Annotated in this window: 17 protein-coding genes; 8 read left to right on the top strand and 9 right to left on the bottom strand. The window is 39.5% G+C overall.

Going from position 1 to position 17,332, the window contains the following annotated elements; all coding sequences use genetic code 11:
- Window positions 1–243 precede the first annotated feature (243 nt).
- The 8 genes from QZT26_RS10970 to QZT26_RS10935 all read left to right on the top strand — a co-directional run bounded on the left by QZT26_RS10970 (window position 244) and on the right by QZT26_RS10935 (window position 7,763).
- Complete coding sequence (locus QZT26_RS10970) at window positions 244–2,874, top strand: SBBP repeat-containing protein (protein WP_295102128.1); 2,631 nt, start codon at window positions 244–246, stop codon at window positions 2,872–2,874.
- Window positions 2,875–3,241: 367 nt separating this feature from the next.
- Window positions 3,242–3,637, top strand: coding sequence for an HNH endonuclease (locus tag QZT26_RS10965; protein WP_164995163.1), 396 nt, complete (start codon window positions 3,242–3,244; stop codon window positions 3,635–3,637).
- A 138-nt stretch (window positions 3,638–3,775) separates the two neighbouring features.
- Window positions 3,776–4,141: a hypothetical protein gene (locus QZT26_RS10960; RefSeq protein WP_295102125.1), complete on the top strand. Its 366-nt coding sequence runs from the start codon at window positions 3,776–3,778 to the stop codon at window positions 4,139–4,141.
- A 237-nt stretch (window positions 4,142–4,378) separates the two neighbouring features.
- A complete protein-coding gene (locus tag QZT26_RS10955; protein ID WP_164995165.1) occupies window positions 4,379–5,059 on the top strand; it encodes a hypothetical protein in 681 nt (226 codons plus the stop codon).
- Window positions 5,060–5,092: 33 nt separating this feature from the next.
- Window positions 5,093–5,794 (top strand): hypothetical protein, encoded by a 702-nt coding sequence (locus QZT26_RS10950; RefSeq protein WP_205713310.1) that lies wholly within the window; start codon window positions 5,093–5,095, stop codon window positions 5,792–5,794.
- A 401-nt stretch (window positions 5,795–6,195) separates the two neighbouring features.
- Window positions 6,196–6,627 carry a hypothetical protein gene (locus QZT26_RS10945; protein WP_099324848.1) on the top strand — a complete coding sequence of 144 codons (432 nt, stop codon included), beginning with the start codon at window positions 6,196–6,198 and terminating at the stop codon, window positions 6,625–6,627.
- Between the two features lie 121 nt (window positions 6,628–6,748).
- The gene (locus QZT26_RS10940; protein ID WP_164995168.1) at window positions 6,749–7,153 is read left to right on the top strand and encodes a hypothetical protein; all 405 of its coding nucleotides are present in this window, start codon (window positions 6,749–6,751) and stop codon (window positions 7,151–7,153) included.
- Between the two features lie 424 nt (window positions 7,154–7,577).
- Window positions 7,578–7,763 (top strand): hypothetical protein, encoded by a 186-nt coding sequence (locus tag QZT26_RS10935; RefSeq protein WP_164995169.1) that lies wholly within the window; start codon window positions 7,578–7,580, stop codon window positions 7,761–7,763.
- 372 nt (window positions 7,764–8,135) lie between these two features.
- Here the strand turns inward: QZT26_RS10935 and QZT26_RS10930 are convergent, their stop codons facing one another.
- The 9 genes from QZT26_RS10930 to QZT26_RS10890 all read right to left on the bottom strand — a co-directional run bounded on the left by QZT26_RS10930 (window position 8,136) and on the right by QZT26_RS10890 (window position 17,222).
- Window positions 8,136–9,281, bottom strand: a complete 1,146-nt coding sequence (locus QZT26_RS10930; protein ID WP_295102120.1) for a Fic family protein — start codon at window positions 9,279–9,281, stop codon at window positions 8,136–8,138.
- A 380-nt stretch (window positions 9,282–9,661) separates the two neighbouring features.
- Window positions 9,662–10,228, bottom strand: a complete 567-nt coding sequence (locus QZT26_RS10925; RefSeq protein ID WP_295102119.1) for a hypothetical protein — start codon at window positions 10,226–10,228, stop codon at window positions 9,662–9,664.
- 660 nt (window positions 10,229–10,888) lie between these two features.
- Window positions 10,889–11,920, bottom strand: coding sequence for an aldo/keto reductase (locus tag QZT26_RS10920; RefSeq protein WP_164995171.1), 1,032 nt, complete (start codon window positions 11,918–11,920; stop codon window positions 10,889–10,891).
- 40 nt (window positions 11,921–11,960) lie between these two features.
- Complete coding sequence (locus QZT26_RS10915; RefSeq protein ID WP_295102115.1) at window positions 11,961–12,218, bottom strand: hypothetical protein; 258 nt, start codon at window positions 12,216–12,218, stop codon at window positions 11,961–11,963.
- A gap of 417 nt (window positions 12,219–12,635) precedes the next feature.
- Complete coding sequence (locus QZT26_RS10910; protein ID WP_295102112.1) at window positions 12,636–13,034, bottom strand: hemerythrin domain-containing protein; 399 nt, start codon at window positions 13,032–13,034, stop codon at window positions 12,636–12,638.
- A gap of 160 nt (window positions 13,035–13,194) precedes the next feature.
- The gene (locus QZT26_RS10905; protein ID WP_295102111.1) at window positions 13,195–13,593 is read right to left on the bottom strand and encodes a 4Fe-4S dicluster domain-containing protein; all 399 of its coding nucleotides are present in this window, start codon (window positions 13,591–13,593) and stop codon (window positions 13,195–13,197) included.
- 26 nt (window positions 13,594–13,619) lie between these two features.
- A complete protein-coding gene (locus tag QZT26_RS10900) occupies window positions 13,620–14,783 on the bottom strand; it encodes a cytochrome D1 domain-containing protein (protein WP_197705307.1) in 1,164 nt (387 codons plus the stop codon).
- Window positions 14,771–15,859: a radical SAM protein gene (locus QZT26_RS10895; protein WP_295102107.1), complete on the bottom strand. Its 1,089-nt coding sequence runs from the start codon at window positions 15,857–15,859 to the stop codon at window positions 14,771–14,773. Before QZT26_RS10895 ends, QZT26_RS10900 begins: the two co-directional genes overlap by 13 nt.
- Window positions 15,843–17,222, bottom strand: a complete 1,380-nt coding sequence (locus QZT26_RS10890) for a cytochrome D1 domain-containing protein (RefSeq protein ID WP_295102105.1) — start codon at window positions 17,220–17,222, stop codon at window positions 15,843–15,845. Before QZT26_RS10890 ends, QZT26_RS10895 begins: the two co-directional genes overlap by 17 nt.
- Window positions 17,223–17,332: the final 110 nt, after the last annotated feature.

Genomic DNA, 17,332 nt, shown 5'->3' with positions numbered 1-17,332 from the left:
CAGGGATTTTGTGATTTGGGCATTGGAATTTTGCCGTAGTACATTGCCCCATTATACGCATAAACTCATGGGTTCAGGCTGCAAACCTGAGCCCGCAGGGAAAGCCTTCTTATGGGAGGCCACACATTGCTTGTCCCGTGCGAGGCTGGCCTTTTTTAAGTATTGACAATGGAATTGCGTTGTCTATAATGCACGCACTATTTTACCCTATAAACCTTTACATATTTAATAAGGGCAATACTTATGAAAAAAAGAAGCCTTATTTTTACCTTTTCAATAGTGGTTTCATTGCTATTTGGTTTTGCTTTTCCGTTATTTGCGCAAGAAGGCACAGGTAAACCATCAAACAAGGCGGTTAACCAAAAGATCAGGAAACTCCAAATACCGTTTATTGCCAATGAAGGGCAGGCAGATAAAAAAGTTGCATTTTACGCCAATACCTTTGGCGGGACGGTGTTTGTCACAAAAGAGGGAGAGATTGTGTATGCGTTACCAAAGTCTGCTAATGATAATAACAGAAGTCTGGAGACAGGAGCCAGAATACAGAAGTGTAGGGGCGAATTGCATTCGCCCGATGTGATACACGATGCAAGACAAATCAACGATTTACATCCCCCAACCCACAAATCCCAACCCCCGATCTCCAACAAATCATTGCAGGGAGTTGCCTTAAAAGAAACGCTTGTTGGAGCAAAAGTAAAGGGAATAAAAGGAGAAGGCAAGTCGGTAACAAAGGTAAATTACTTCAGAGGAAATGACCAAGAGAAGTGGAAATCCAACATTTCCACGTATGATGTGGTTGATATTGGAGAAGTCTATAAGGGCATAGAATTAAAACTCAAGGCATACGGAAACAACGTAGAAAAACTCTTTTATGTAAAACCTGGTGCCAACCCCGACCAGATAAAAATAAATCTGGGCGGCATACAACCCGCTGCATCCACTGCCATAAGATCCATGAAGGAAACAGGTGTTTGTCCCCCGCTGGCGGGGGTAGGGGGTGGATTGATAGCAAAGGAATTGTACGTAAACGAACAAGGCCAGCTCGTAGCAGAAACCGAACTAGGGCCAGTAACATTCACCAAACCAGTGGCATATCAGGAAATAGAGGGGAAAAGGGTGGATGTGGCGGTGGAATATGAAATATATGCCGTACCACAGGTAGTTCACCGCAAAGACGCAAAGAAGGCAAAGGAAAATATTGTGGTCAACACCGTAAGCGCAGGAAATGTCTGTCCCCCGCTGGCGGGGGTGAAGGGGGTGGAAAGAGATTCCCCGCATGTCATACAACCCACTACAAATCCAAAATCTAAAATCGTAAACTTGTCCTCGACTGAAATCGGGAATACAAAATTAGAGTATGGTTTTAAAGTTGCTTCCTATAACAAAACAAAGGAACTAGTCATTGATCCGTTGTTGGCATCAACGTATCTTGGCGGGCAGGATGATGATCGTGGTAGATACCTCACCCTGGACGCAAGCGGGAATGTATATGTGACTGGTTTAACTTCGTCATCGGACTTTCCCACGACGGTCGGTGCATATGATACCTCTTTTAATAGCAGTTCTTATAATGTTTTTGTCTCAAAACTAGACAGCAAACTCACAAGATTGCTGGCATCTACGTACCTTGGCATAGCTGGTCCTACTGATAGTGGACCTTCAATTGCTCTTGATGCAAGCGGAAATGTATATGTGACGGGTTTTACTTCTTCATCGGACTTCCCCACTACGGTTGGTGCATATGATACCTCTCGTAATGCTTATGACATCTTTGTCTCTAAACTGGACGGACGATTAACAAGCTTACTGGCATCCACATACTTGGGAGGGTCTAGTGATGATTATGGCAAATCCATTGCCTTGGACGCAGGCGGAAATGTATATGTAACGGGACATACTTCTTCAACTAACTTTCCCACGACGGATGGTGCATATGATACCTCTTCAGATAAGTATTATAGTGATGTCTTTGTCTCGAAGCTGGACAGTGGATTAACGAGCTTACTGGCATCTACATATCTGAGCGGGTCTAGTAATGATTACAGTCACTCCCTCGCACTGGACACAAGCGGGAATGTATATGTGACTGGGTGGACTAAGTCATCGAACTTTCCCACGACTGCCGGCGCATATGATACCACTTACAATGGTGATTATGATGTCTTTGTCTCGAAGCTGGATAGTGATCTAATGAGCCTGTTGGCATCCACGTACCTGGGCTATTCTGGTTATGATTATGGTTATTCCCTCGCACTGGACGCGAGTGGGAATGTATATGTGACTGGTTTAACTTCGTCATCGGACTTTCCCACGACGGTCGGTGCATATGATACATCAGGTAATTATAATGGTGATTATGATGTCTTTATCTCGAAGTTAAACAGTGGATTAACGAGCTTGCTGGCATCCACGTGCCTAGGCGGGTCTGATAGTGATGGTGGCAGATCCCTTGCTTTGGACGTAAGCGGGAGTGTATCTGTGATGGGGAATACTAAGTCATCAGACTTTCCCACTATGGTTGGTGCACATGATACATCTTTCAATGGTGGTGATTATGATATCTTTATATCGAAGCTGGACGGCGATCTCTCTGCCACATCCGTGAGTATTTATGGTATGGTAGTCGACACTGAGGATTATCCTGTAGAAAGCGCAAGGGTAACGCTTAAAGGCAAGAGGAAAAATGCAAAGGTTAAGGAGAAATCTACTACAGATGAAGCCGGAGCATACGAATTTACCGAACTTGATAACGGAACATATATAATTCAGGCGAAAAAGAAGGGTTACAAAAAGGCAAAAGAGCGGATAAAACTATCTGGCGGGGAAGATAAGGAGGTGGATTTGTTGTTGGAAGAAAAAAAGAAGAAATAAGGCAAAAGGCAGAAAGTGCAAGTAAGGATATGCGATAACCAATTAAAGGGACATCGTACATTGGGAATTAGGGACAGACACTATTTATTTGTTAGCCCTGTCTCTTAGTCCTGTTTTTTCCATAACCAGGCAATAAACGTAGTTGCCTCAATAGATGTTCCAACAAGGTATATTTTTTAATGTTTTTCTTAGCAAGAGATTCTTTTTTCTGGGGATTGCAATAATTTGACTCCGTCCCCATTGCTTAGATAAAAATAAGTATGATCCTACTAATCCCTAATTCTATGGATTTTCGTTTGGCAACTGATATGGCAAAAACAAGGAATACTTACATTATGTGTAATATAATACAAATTGTGTTTTATTCATGAATAAAATCGAACTTAAAAAAAATTTCTTTGAAAAAGGTGCAAAGGCATTTCGGAAAATTACAGGCTATGGAGACTATTGCTATTGTTGTCCTATATGTAAAGGATTATTTCCCTTTCAAGCCATAAAAACTGGTGTACTGACCATGGAGCATGTTCATTCGGAAAAATTGGGCGGAAAGCCTATTGCTTTGACATGTAAACAATGCAACTCCACCACAGGTTATACAATAGATGCTGCAATCGTAAACAGAGACAAACTAAACAAATCAGTTGAGGCTTTGGTACGGAAAAATGGCAGTTATGAAGGCAATTATTCATTAAAGATGGGTGGAGAAACTATAAATGTAAATTTAGAAGTTCATAATGGCAACGTTACTATTAATGTCCCCTAGAAAATTAATAATCCTGTAAAGTTATCGCTTTTAAAAAATTATATATTGCGCCTCCGTGAAGAAGGAAGGTGTGAAGGTGAAGAATTTAAGCTTACACCTAAAACAACCTATCGCCGCAGTTTATCGAAAATCGGAGATTTGAAAACAGCTTTTTTGGTTTGTTTTTCATTTTTTGGATACAACTACATCTTAAATAATAGGCTGTCGAAGGTAAGAGAACAAATCATCAAATATGATGACACGATTATAGATCGGTATAGTATACCATCGGATGAGAAGATCAAAGATAAATATGCCCTATTCTTATTAAACAATCCGGTTTCATCTATTGCGGTTAAAATTGACAAAGTCACCATCCTTTTGCCATGGTTTGATAGTCCTGAGGATATTTATAATTTCTTTGCAAATAACTATGCAACTAAAAATTCAATAACATTTTCAGGAAACAGGCTGTCTTGGCCTGCAACCTTGGAAATGAGATTGGATTTCTTCAAGTGCACATAACAATCAGCTTAGCAAGCGTGGATGGTCAATATCTTCCGGCTTTTTAAGGCATTGCCTTTTTTTGAATATTGACAACGAAATTTGGCTTTTTATAATGCATGCACTTTTTTCGTCTATAAACTTTTATTTTAATTTGGAAAGGCTATATTATGAAAATCACTATATTTTATGCAGAGGAAAAGTGATGTAATTCCAAAAATGCTTCCATAAATCCTGAAAGGAGGATAATAAATTTTTATGAGAAATACCTTTTCACTAATTTTTGTATTACCAATATTAATGTTTGCAGTAATTGGTTGTTCTGCGGTAAATGTAGCGCCAGTGCTTAATTCGAGTCTTAGCATGGCTGCTTTTGAGAAAATGAAAAAGATTGAACCACATAATGTTAAACTCGCTCTTTATATAGAACCAAAAATGAAAGAACTTCAATTAAACCAAAATCTTAGTTTAGGTAGGTACACATTTGATATCGGAAATGCATTTTCTGCAAAACTAATTAAAGCCCTATCTTACAATTTTAAAAATTTATATTTTTTAGATACTCCTGAATATGCAGAAAATGATTTTGCAGATGCTATTATGTATGTCAATTTGCAAGATATTGATGCTGATTTTAAGGCGAGGTCTGGTTTTTCAAATGTATATGCTGAATCATATGTGAGGTTTTCCATCAGGGCTGAAATCAAAGATATTGGTGAGAAAAAAACAGTATGGGTAGGGACTACACAAGCAAAAACGACAGAAAGTCATCAGGAATACGGTTCAATGGCTTATCAAGAAGCAGGGAGGGGATATGCTATAGCAATAGATAACGCTATAGATAATGCTATTGGTGATCTTATCAATGATATGAGTAAATCTCAAAACCTACGTATGTACCTTGAGAAATGGGGACAAAGAAATAAGGGAGAAAACTGATATATGAGGCATAGAACACTGATATGCTATGTAATGATAGCAATAACTATTGGGTCTGGTTGTGCATCTCCTTTGAAGACTGATACCGTAACCTTTGATTCGCCATCTGCGTATCAAAACTGTAAGGAAATTGATGGATTGCAAATTGCCGTAATACCAATTGATTCATTAGAAAAGTTAAAAGAAGTATTTGGCACAGACATGAAAGAGGCAAATATATTGCCATTGCATTTAGTTGTGTACAATGCAGGAACTAAAGAATTTGAAATTAATCATCAACAAATATTTGGCATTACAGATGATGGAAAATTTACTGTTGCATATACACTAAATAAAGCAGCGGAATATGTTCGAGGTTCTTCTATAGGTACAACTGTGGCTGCCGGTGCTATGGCAGGCACACTGGCCGGGGCGGCAATAGGGGCTGGTTTAGGTGCTGCTGTCGGTTCTGTCGGAGGTAATGCTTCACAGGGTGCAGTTACAGGAGCAGCAGTTGGAGGCACAGTTGGCGCTGCGTCTGGAACTGCTGCCGGCCTGTCTGATTCAATTACGGTTAAATTCAAACAAGAATTGGCAAATCTGGCATTTGAGGACAGAGTAATTTTTCAAGGTGATATTCAGCAAGGTTTTATTTACCTGAAATGGCAGCCGTACAATAAAATTAGGATGAAGTTATTCAATATTACAGATAACAAATATTATGATTTACTGTTTGATATAGCGGTAATGCGTTAATTTGAATCCTTGCAAATTTTATTAATTTAGGGGACACCATACTTAATTTGGAAAATTTCCATTCTTTTTTTGCAACCCCCTTCATGTCCCTGAGCAGGTTCAGATTCGCAATGTGAAATAGTTAAAATTATAAAGGCCTTGATATTGTATAGATTTCCTGTTTTGCCTTTAATATAAAGGGTTTGTAAGCGTTATATCAATTTTATTCATTGCGATTAATTCTATCCTTTTGGGTTGATTTTAGTACAAAATTAGTACAGTTGTTATTTTTGCATTTTTTTAATCAAAATATAACGTGAATCTTGAAGAAGGAGAGGAAAAGGGAATTGAGATTGTGTTGGAAGAAAAGTGATTATTTAAAGGCAATTTAACATTATTCTAAAAATTGTGGAGGAATTGATATGAAAAAAATAATGATATTTTTGATATTGATGGTAATAGTTGCAATTCCTATAACTATTGTTTTTGCAGATGATATTGAGGTGTTTGATAGAATTACAGAAGATTTAGAATTGGGAAGCGTCCTCGTTAAGGCTGGTGAGGGCATAACAGAACGTTATGATATTGAAACACTTGGAAACAAAATTCCACATCAAATATTGGCAAATGTAGAATCTGGAAGCTGGATATTTAATCTTCCTACCACTGCAATTGTTTATTTAGAACCCGATGATAAAGCAGATAATATTATTGAATATTGGGACGTGGCATTTGCGAATACGAAAAAGGGGAAAATTGTTTTCTATCGTACCATTGTTAATAATGATGTTATAGACAGAGATTCTTACGCATGGAATTTAAAAATTAAATGTAAATTAATACGTTATAAATAGAGGTTAGCATAAAATTGATTGAACAACATTTTTTTAAATTTCTATGATAGTACCTTGCTTAATTCATTTAATTAAAATTTAATATGATGTCACTTTAATTGCCAAAGAAGGAGAATGAAAAATGTATAAAATATTTATTTGTTTAATAGTACTTTTTGTTAGCACGACAACTCTTTTTGCCGATAGGGTTAAAATTAATGATAAAGGTATTGTAGATGTTGAGTTTGAGTCGATTGAGGTTGGAGCAGGTAGTTTTGACTCACAAATATTTATAATTGGTAACATAGAATCTGAAATTAAAGGTGTTATGGGATTTGCAGATATTGGTGGTGATTATGGTAGTTATGAAAGACAATTACCTATTACATCTACGTATGATAACCCAGCACATTATTTTACTGTTTCTTTGGCATACTCAGAATCAGACAAAGCAGTTATATGTATCCGGGAATGCTGGAATAATTCAGAGGAGGATTATGAATTTCCAGGACTGTATTTTGAATTAAGGTGGCTGATATTAAAATAGAAAAGATTTGATATGGAAAAACGTGGTGGGTAACTATTACCTTTAAAACCAGTGGATAACAGTGAAAAATATTCCTATCTTTTAACGTTTTCGCGTTATAGCCTCTTAAACCCTGTCAAGATTACTATGAAAAAGTGTTAAAGAATACCAAGCCAGATAGAATAGAGCAGCCAAAATAGAGAGGACTTGTTCGGGAGATTAAACAAGGATTTATAATAGAGGTAAATGGATTTACCTGAATATTAATCAATTCCAACATATCCTTGTAATTAAAACGGTTAAATGTATAATCGTTTTGGGAAGAAACATCAAATTGTCAATAGATTAGGTTTGCCCCCCCCACGACCCACCGTAAAATATCTTGATACATTCAGTTCATTAATTTTCACAGATCTGATTTAAATAATCATACGAAAGGAGTGAAATGGTGACTACTCGATTTATAGTAGATGAATCAGGTAATAAAATATCTGTTATTTTGCCGCTTGAGGATTATGAAGAACTGTTAGAAGATATTCACGACCTGACAATTATAGCCGAGCGCAAAGATGAACCATCCATTAGTCTTGAAGAACTTAAAAAAAGGTTAAAAGCCGATGGGCTCTTATAAGATTGAGCCGAGGAGTTCGTTAGAACATGATCCGGGAAAAGTTGATAGACAATTTATTCCAAAGGTTCTTAATGTTATTGAAAGTCTCGCGGAGAATCCTTTTCCAGTTCAATCCGGAAAAATGAAAGGCTCTGAGTCAAGCTATCGTTTACGAGTTGGAGATTATCGTATAATTTATCAAGTCGATACTGATAATAAGAGGGTAATTATTTATCATGTTCGACATAGAAGGGATGCTTATAAGAGGTAAAACATTACTGACTCGAGAACGATATGTTGAAATACCAACCGAGACGACAGCAGAATTCAGGGGACACCATATTTAATTATTGACGCAGTAATTAAGTATGGTGTCCCCTGAATTTAATCACCCTACTTAAATAAATTCAAATATGGCTCAAAGAGGAAAAGGCGATAGCGGGTCTTGCCGCTTACCTCTTTCAAAATGCCTTGTTGCACAAACAGGTTAACCAGTCCATTAGCGGCTTTTGTGCTTAGGTTGCATATTTCCTCTGCCTGCTTTACATGGATAAAAGGCTCTTTGAACAGATATGAGAGCAAAACGAGCGCTGTATGGGCGCGTCTGCCTGCTGTATTACGTAAGGTGTTTTCTACATTTTCTTTTAATTTTAATATTTCCGAAAGTGTGTTGGATGCCTGCCGGGCTGTTTCATCCACACCTGTCAAAAAATACTTTAACCAGTGTATCAGGTCATTTTTTTCCCGCACACGGGTCAGGTTGTCGTAATACAGACTTTTATTTTTCTCAAAAAATACCGAGAGATAAAGAAGGGGCTGTTGCAATATTTTTTTGCTTACCAAATAGAGTGTGATCAGCAACCGGCCTATTCGTCCGTTACCATCCAAAAAAGGGTGTATGGTTTCAAATTGATAATGAGCAATACCGATACGGATAAGTGCGGGTACGTGTATGTCTTCGTTGTGTAAAAAATTTTCGAGGTCACCCATTAATTCATTGACGTAAGTATACGCCGGCGGAATAAATACTGCATCATTCAAACTTGCTCCGCCAATCCAGTTTTGACTTTTGCGAAATGCACCTGGCATTTTATGTTTTCCTCTCACTCCTGGGAGGAGTCTCTCATGGGTTTTACAGAGCAGCCTGGATGAAAGCGGGAGTTTTTCCAAGTCTTTTATTGCATGTTTCATGGCCTCCGAATAGTTGCGTACTTCCAGCCAATCGTTCCGCCTTTCAGGGTTTATTTCCTCTTCCGGCAATAAAGCTTCGTCAATGTTGGTTTGCGTACCTTCAATCCGGCTTGAAATAACGGCCTCTTTGGTGACGTGTAATTGAATAAACAGGTCAATATTGGGCACCAGCCGTGCAAAGGAGTTAAGTTCGCCTAAGCTGATAGATGCTTTTTCCAGTAAAGTGCTGAGTTGGGCATCCTTCCACTGCCATTGATTATTGATAGGCTCTGGCACAAAATAGCTGTAGCCGGTACCTTTCTCAAAATGACCCGCTCTGAAGGATTCTATATCGAGTGTCTTTTTCATTATCGCCCTGGGAAAGTAAATTTATTTTCAAATAAGTTTACTTTAACTTACAAAAGTAAACTTATCAATATTTAAGTTTACTTTCCCTCCGGTAGTTTTATTTGGGATAAGTTGTTTTTTATCAAAGCATTAAGTGTAATTTCCTCATCAATCTGTTTTTAAGGCAATAAACCTTTCAGTAAAATTAAAATCATCTTCATCATCAGGCAAGCCGATGTATCTGCATTGTCTTTCGTATATCGCTTTCATTTTCGTTACTGGCAGATGTAAAGGGTTACAAAAAACCTGGAGTGTACCCGTGTCGAACCCAGGCAAGGTGATCCGGGGTTAGTTGTGCTGCCGCTACATTATTATCACTATTTTTATGGCGCCCTGAACCTTTACTTTAGATTATGCCGTCCACTTGCCGGGTCAAATTCCCGCTGGACATCATCTCTTTCCTGACGGCCAAGTCTGTTCCAAGTGGTTTTACTTCCCGGATGAGTAGTCGTATCAAACCCGTTCTGTGCGCTTATACCCACGAGATCGCTGATTATAAATCTATCGTGAAAGTTATCCCATATGAAGACATCAGCGAATAATCCTGCAGATAGCAATGAACTTGAAAGTGCGTGAAAACAACTTTTCCAATCGCTTTCAGGTAAAACTTGTCGAGAACGACCTGACCTTACATAACAAACCCTGTGAATTTCGATAGGTGGAGCAGGAGAGCATCCTGCCATAGACGAAAAAACCCTTTGTAAATCTTGATACCGGGGTTTCGTAGGGTCAAGATGTGGATCAATAAACATCATCGAGTTGGCACACTTAAGTATAAGTTTAAAATTATCTATGTAAGAAGAGATGTAACGGGTGTATTCCCGATTTTTTGTAAAAAAGAAAGCCGTTGACTGATATTTTACTTGAATGTGTGTAAATTCATGGAGAGAGCATTCAAAATTATTCATTATAACGTTAACCCACCCCTAGCCCCTCCCAAGAGGGGACTCCAAGTATTCCCCTCTTGGGAGGGGCTAGGGGTGGGTAATGAGTTAGCTTATGGCCATGAAAAATTGCTGCCAAAATTTACAAAAAATCGGGAATGCTCCCAACTGAATTGGTTGGAATAACCGTATTGGAGGCTTCAAAGAGGTAAAATAAAGGAGAATACCTGCGGTAAGGGGATATGTTAGAGGCACAGCAAGAGGGTGGAAAAATCATATTAATACCAAAAACCCTCGTTAACAGTGCACCGGTACAAAAACTTACTGAACACGAACAAAATATCCTAGCTACAACAGCCGAGGATTAAACACCGCAGAAATACGGATGGCCGTTAAGGCTGGTCTTATTGACCATGATACAAGCGTACTGGTGGCACAAGAATTGGCAGAAGGGCGAAAGAGAGGCCGAAAAAGACATTACGGCAGAACGTGTTTCCGGGGCTGTATGATACTATTGAAGACACGCTAAAGGAATAGCGTTCTTATATTCCATGGCAAATAATATACGTTGGACACAGTGTTTTAAAAAAGATTTTCAGTTCCTTCCGGAGTATAAAAAAAATACCGGCTAACAAAACAATTGCAATTGCTCCAGTCGATCCTTCTTGTTGGCTATATCTTATGCTAATACCGTGGCTTCGCCGGATAAATACGCCATTTTTGGGAGGGGTGTTTGTAAAACTCCGTTTTGATACCACAAAACGGTTCTGTCCGTGCAAGCAGCATGGATTGGTCTTTTCCCGAGAGTTTTTCAAACTGTTGCGCATATGAAACATTTTCTTTAAGCTGTTCAATGCTGTCCATACCAGAAACCAACGTGCTTACCGACTGACTCCATGCATAATATAAGCATTCTTTTATGGTTGCCACTTTATCTTCCAGTAATACTCCATTTGCCGTTGTTTTCATTGCGAGGATTCCAATGTCATACTTTACGGCTTCCGGAATGACCAGTTTAATAAAACTCAAATAATGCGGATCTACAAGATTTATCGGCATCTGCACAGTTTCCAGGAGATGGTGGTATTTTTGAATGACATTCACCAGCGCTTCCGAATTCCGATGTCCGGTAACTCCCACATGGCGTATCTTTCCTTCTTTTTTGGCATTGATAGCCGCCTCAATAGCCCCGCCCTTGCTAAAAATGGATTCAACATCCTCCATCGTTTGCACGTCGTGAAATTGCCATAAATCAAGGCAATCAGTTTGTAATCGCCGGAGGCTTTCGTGCAATTCTTTTGAAGCGGCAACTCTGTCTCGTGCTCGCGTTTTTGTCATGATAAATGCCCCGTCACGCCTATCTTTGAGCGCTTTTCCAATTCTTATCTCGCTGTCACCATTATTGTAAGACCAGGCAGAATCAAAGAAATTAACGCCTTCATCCAGTGCGGCATGAATCATTCGGACGGCATAATGTTCATCTTTCATCCGACCGATGTGATATCCACCAACACAGAGCATGGAAACCATTCCTTCGGTTTTTCCCAAACGGCGTTTTGGCACACCTCCCCCTTTTCCAGCTTCTGAGGGAGAAGATACTTTTTCTCCGGGGAACATCGTATTTATACTTTCCGGAAAGTTCAAACCAAAGGCAACTGCAAAAGACCCTTTGAGAAAATTCCTGCGATTAGTAAGTTTATCGTTCTCAAGTGCCATTTTAAGAATTTTATAAAATATGTTTTCTGTATACATGGTTTTATTGGAGACACATCCCATTTATCAGTCTTCCCCGTGGCCTTAATTTAAATATCCTATCAAGTTTCCGCTCCATTTTCTTTATAAAACTTTGACTGCCAATGGAACGACCACTCCCTGTATGCGATTTGCTCCATCTTTTTCCCTCAACAATCGCAATCTCCTCCGGCGTGAGGTCGTGGAGATGTATATAAAGTATAACACCCCCCCGCCCCTTAAATCCCCTCTTTTTAGAGGAGATTTCTAACTTATTTGCCAAACTGCGTGCGTACAAAGGTTATCGTTTTCCATACATCGGCTGCTGAAAGATTATGATCGCTGCCTGGTCCATAAGCATGGATGGGGGTATCCGGTATTCCATACTCTACTATACAGAAGATATCTCCATCTACTCTTTTCGAAAAAAAAACTCTTTGTTAAAAACCGGCATTGTGTACCCTTCCAGTATGGAACCGACTCCATCACTATTTTTCCCATGACACCTTGCACACTTCCCTGAAAAATATACGTACCCCTCTCCAGTGATGATTTATCGCTCGCGGCAAATGGATTCCTTTTTACGAGGTATTCCTCCGGAGCTTTTCTAACCGGGTGTGACCCCCCGCAAATACCGTTACCGGCACTATCAATACAAATGAAATACGCACGGTTTTAACTGAGAAAATCAACGAACTCATCAATAACCTATCTTTTCAAGCTCCGGATAAAACGTTCCTTCCTCAAACGCTATCCTACCTGCAAGCGCACTTTTTATACCATCGAAGTCAGATACAAAATCACCGCTATCTACAGCATCAGGTGTTGAATATTTATTGAAGAATGGCAATAATGCATTTTCGGCAATCTTTCCGAGTTCGTCTATAAACGACTGTGCGGCTGACTTAAAAAATACATTGTCGGACTTCCCCATTGATTCTGTTATAACTTTATTTTCTTCTGCTACGTGTGCCAGTAAAGCATCCTTTAAGCTGTTAAGTGTATCCACCCTTTTTTGTCCGCTCTGAGAATCAATTTGTCCCAATAAATCGACTGCTGCCTTGTGTGTAGCTTTAAAACTGTCTACAGTTGCCCCCATATGCCACTTCTCCTTTCTTTAATTTTACAAATATTTATCCCGCTTAACTTGTAACTATTCAGCGTAAACGATACACGGTTCGTTCCCAAACCTTGTACTGAACATAGTGAAGTATCTGTTTGGGAACGAGTTGTGCTCTGATCTCCGGTAGTTTAATAAATTACGCTGAATAGTTACCCTCTGTTAATTCATAAACAGTTTTATTTAAGTTGATTTTCTTTACAGCATTCACCTGACGGTCATGTAATGCCCCGGCGTGTTCCTTCGTATGCATCAGATGTGTTTCTAACATTTCCGGTGCAACTTCTTTTATTCGTTCAACAGTTGCTTCCTCATTGTATGCTTCAGATTCTTTTTCTTCGATTGTCAATGCACCTGTAGGGCAGGAGCCAAGACACGCCCCAAGACCGTCACAGTAAAATTCTTTTACAAGCTTTGCTTTGATGCCATCTTTAGTTTCAACAATTTGAATTGCCTGCTCCGGACAAGCGGGTATACAATTTCCACAGCCATCACACAATTCTTCAACAATCTGAATGATTTTCCTTTTTACCTTCATAAAAATATCCGTTTCAGATTTAACATTTATGATTCATCCGGCAATATAAATATCCCGGATGGAGTAGGAACTGTTATCTCGTCTAAGACCTTCCATTCATTTGTATCAAGGACTCTTACAGTATTATCAAAATAAGATGAGAGATAAAGCCTCCTGCTATCTTCAGAAAATCTTATATGCATTATCCTCTTTCCCGCCTTTATATCGTTTAAGACCTTTCTGCTTTTAGCGTCTACCACCGTCAGAAAATCTTCCTTATCACCGCTGTAGTTTACCGCAATATACCTGCCGTCAGGAGAGACGGCAACAAATACGGGAAGCCCTGTCAAATCAATATAGCCGCTGTGCTTAAAGCTGTTGATATCTACAATATGAAGCCTCCTCTCTCCGACTGCCGGGATAAATGCGCTGTCCTTATACACTCCCCACGTGCCAAAATGAGGTATCTTAAATATCGCCTCACCTTCGCCCCTCCTCAAATTCCTTCTGGAATAGTTCATGGTATTTACGTCAAGCATACCAACGCTTCCCTTATTAAAAAGTCCAACTATATATTTATTCTCAGACATAAGTGCGTCAAAAGGCATACCGCCCGCATTTTTTATCATCTTATGCACTTCAAAATTCTTTTCCGAATCAAGCACCCATATCTCATCTTTATCCATGAGGGCAAATATCAGAAACCGCTTCCACGATTTTATACCTACGTTTTTTGAGTTTGTCTCAATCTTTTTTAATGTGCTAAGGCTCTCGTCAAGTATAACCACATCATGAGGGTCATAGTTTGCAACCGCCACCATATCTCCGGTAAATATAAAGCCTATACCGCTTTTACCGACCTTAACCTGCTTTATGAGGCTGTCAGAGACTGTCTCTATTTGCGAAAGGTAGCCGTCCCTGCTTATCACATACATAAAGTTTTTATTAAATTTTACAGTTGCATGGTTGAGGTTTCCAAGATTTCCAATCTCCCCGGAAAGAACACCGTTCTCTATTACAGCAAGCCTTTCCCTCTCCCTTTCAACAACATAAATCTTCTCTGCAAAAGCAGACGTAAGAGTGTAAAGAATAAATATTCCTGTTGTAACTACCATAAAAATGGCATAAAACAATTTTGTATAAGAACACGGGATTGCTTCGTTTTGTCCGGAATGGCTGGTCTTACCGGATTTAAACCTTATATATGACATGCCGGATCCTCCTCAAAATAATCTCCGTATCTGATATACGCCCTTGCCCTTGAATTTCCGTTGCATATCTCAATATAAGCGCATTTTCCGCATCTGCCATGGAGCCTCCGCGGGCTCTCTCTAAGCCTTGAAAGGATGCCGTTTGAATTCCATATCTCACAGAAACTCCTTGTCCTCACATTTCCAACTGCATCAGAAAAAAACGGATCGGGTTTTACATTGCCTTCAGAGTCAATATTCACAAGCCGCTTTCCTGCCTGATTCCCTCCCCATGTCCTTAACCTTTCATAAAGTCCGTCATATGCATAGGGGTATCTCTTTTTAACAGCATTAAGAAGCATCACGGCATCTGCGTCATTGTTGCCCGTCACAACATTTATCGGAATATTGTTATCCACATATTCAAAAGACTTTTCAAGTATAAAGCCTATCGCCCGCCTGTAGCCATCGCGGTCTACATCATGCAAATCTCCGGCCCTGCCTGAATATACCAAGTGTGATATATATATCTTCTGTATGCCTTCCTTACGGGCAAGCTCAAATATAAACGGAAGGCTCTTCTGCGTGTTTTCAGTAAGCGTGAATCTCACACCGACCTTCAGACCGTTTTTCAGGCACAATCTTATCGCCCTCAGCGAATCCTCAAATGCACCCTTTCTGCCCCTGAATGAGTCATGTATCCCCGTCTCTCCGTCTATACTTATGCCTATGTAGTCAAGCTGCTCTTTTATTCTGTTTATATTATCTTCCCCTATAAGAATACCGTTTGTTGAGAGATAAGTCTTTATCCCTGCCTTTTTCAGTTCGCAGGTTATATCGAAGATATCCTTCCTCATAAGCGGTTCACCGCCTGAAAGTATTGCTAATTTTACCGCTGACTGTTTAAACTGTTGTATAAGACTTATTGTATCTTCACTGCCAAGTTCTTTACCTTTTATCTGATTTGCATATGCGTAGCAGTGTTTGCATGTGAGATTGCAGTTGTTTGTAATATTCCATATAACAATAGCGCCGCTAAATGGTCTGCAACCTTTTTTGGAAAGAGAATCTTTTAAGTATTCAGTTATCCTTAGCATTTGCGGATTCCTTTATAAAACTAAGAAGAAACTCCACCTCTTCTGCGCCTGTCTTTATCTCCGGCATAGTTGCCTTCGCATAGCCGAGGGTCTTGTATGCGGTCTGGGGGTTTGTTATATATGCCCTTATCATATTTTCGTTACTGTTTTCATATATCCATCTGAAAGAAGGGCCAAACGCCTCATACGTGGGATGGTGGCATCCCCAGCACTTTTGCCTGAAGACCTCCCCGCCAAGTTGAATTGGGTCATAGCGCCTGTTTTTATTTACAAAATTATATTTTCCAACAGGCAGGCTTGCGGGAAATCTCTTTTGCTCCTTCAATGTAAGCGCATCATACACGATAAGACTTCCGTCGTTTTCATAGATACTTAAATATGCAGTGCCGCCGTCTCCGCTTATTTCGGTATGCATCATCTTTTTGCCTTTTACAGGAACTATTCTTTTCTGTGAAAGTTCCCTTTTGTCTATTAAGACGAGTTCATCGCTGCCGTTATCAACCCATAAATACGGATTATTGGAGTTTGTCCTCACAAAAAAACCGCTCCCGCCAACGTCTATCTTCCCCAAAAACGCCCAGTCATACATCCGCCATATCGTCAGGTATGTCTTTCCTATATGCGCAGTGGCAAAATAAAACGAGCCTTTATCATACCAGTAGGATGCAGAAAAAAGATGTGGCATGCTTTCTATCGGATATTCAAAGATCTGTTTTCTGTCTTCAATGCTGTATACCTGAAGAAGCTTGCCGTTTCTTGAGCTTCCTATTACATAGGAATCAAGCGGATCTATAAAAAAATCATCAAAAGGATTCATGATCTTTATATAGTCAATAGAAAGACTTTTCGTATTGATTATCCCAATAAGCGGTTTATCCCTGAATGTAAATATCGCCTCATCCCTCGAGTGAAGCTCGTATATAGCATTGATCTTTCCTTTAACAGGGATAACCTTTAATACAGGGTCGCTGCCCTTCTTTATGCTTTCAACATCAATAGCAACGATAGCTTCCGGAAGAATACATGCAGCAAACAACCGACTTCCGTCTCTTGAAAGCGATATATTCCTTAAATTCACACATACCCTTATCCTTCCATAAAACCCCCTGTCGGTATCATACATTCCGACCCAGCCGTCTCTTGCCGGTATGAAAAACTTCTTCGCATCAGGCGTAAACTTCAGACCGCCGTGAATATTGCTGAAATCAAACTTATCTAGTATGCTGTCTCCTTCCATGACCCATACCCTGTTAATGCCCCTCTCAACAACTACAATGAGGTTTTTTATGTCTTTTATCTTTAACGGCTCTGCATCCCCACCTGTGATTTCAAGGCTTTTTTTTATGTCACCTAAATCCTGCAAACGATTTTCGCAATGCGAAAATCAGTATTTTCCACTACCAAGATTGGCAAAAAGCGATAACAGATATCCGTTTTTTAGCAATTGTGGTAGCGCTATTGTACTACTTTAAA

This window comes from uncultured Candidatus Kuenenia sp. (assembly GCF_900696675.1).
Classification (GTDB): domain Bacteria; phylum Planctomycetota; class Brocadiia; order Brocadiales; family Brocadiaceae; genus Kuenenia; species Kuenenia stuttgartiensis_A.
The sequence above is the reverse complement of the archived record's forward strand: the minus strand, read 5'-3'. Positions and strand labels throughout refer to the sequence as shown.

Coding starts and splice junctions, on each gene's coding strand:
- QZT26_RS10970 (WP_295102128.1), top strand. CDS start 244: ATGAAAAAAAGAAGCCTTATTTTTACCTTTTCAATAGTGGTTTCATTG.
- QZT26_RS10965 (WP_164995163.1), top strand. CDS start 3,242: ATGAATAAAATCGAACTTAAAAAAAATTTCTTTGAAAAAGGTGCAAAG.
- QZT26_RS10955 (WP_164995165.1), top strand. CDS start 4,379: ATGAGAAATACCTTTTCACTAATTTTTGTATTACCAATATTAATGTTT.
- QZT26_RS10950 (WP_205713310.1), top strand. CDS start 5,093: ATGATAGCAATAACTATTGGGTCTGGTTGTGCATCTCCTTTGAAGACT.
- QZT26_RS10945 (WP_099324848.1), top strand. CDS start 6,196: ATGAAAAAAATAATGATATTTTTGATATTGATGGTAATAGTTGCAATT.
- QZT26_RS10940 (WP_164995168.1), top strand. CDS start 6,749: ATGTATAAAATATTTATTTGTTTAATAGTACTTTTTGTTAGCACGACA.
- QZT26_RS10935 (WP_164995169.1), top strand. CDS start 7,578: ATGGTGACTACTCGATTTATAGTAGATGAATCAGGTAATAAAATATCT.
- QZT26_RS10930 (WP_295102120.1), bottom strand. CDS start 9,281: ATGAAAAAGACACTCGATATAGAATCCTTCAGAGCGGGTCATTTTGAG.
- QZT26_RS10925 (WP_295102119.1), bottom strand. CDS start 10,228: ATGAATAATTTTGAATGCTCTCTCCATGAATTTACACACATTCAAGTA.
- QZT26_RS10920 (WP_164995171.1), bottom strand. CDS start 11,920: ATGGCACTTGAGAACGATAAACTTACTAATCGCAGGAATTTTCTCAAA.
- QZT26_RS10910 (WP_295102112.1), bottom strand. CDS start 13,034: ATGGGGGCAACTGTAGACAGTTTTAAAGCTACACACAAGGCAGCAGTC.
- QZT26_RS10905 (WP_295102111.1), bottom strand. CDS start 13,593: ATGAAGGTAAAAAGGAAAATCATTCAGATTGTTGAAGAATTGTGTGAT.
- QZT26_RS10900 (WP_197705307.1), bottom strand. CDS start 14,783: ATGTCATATATAAGGTTTAAATCCGGTAAGACCAGCCATTCCGGACAA.
- QZT26_RS10895 (WP_295102107.1), bottom strand. CDS start 15,859: ATGCTAAGGATAACTGAATACTTAAAAGATTCTCTTTCCAAAAAAGGT.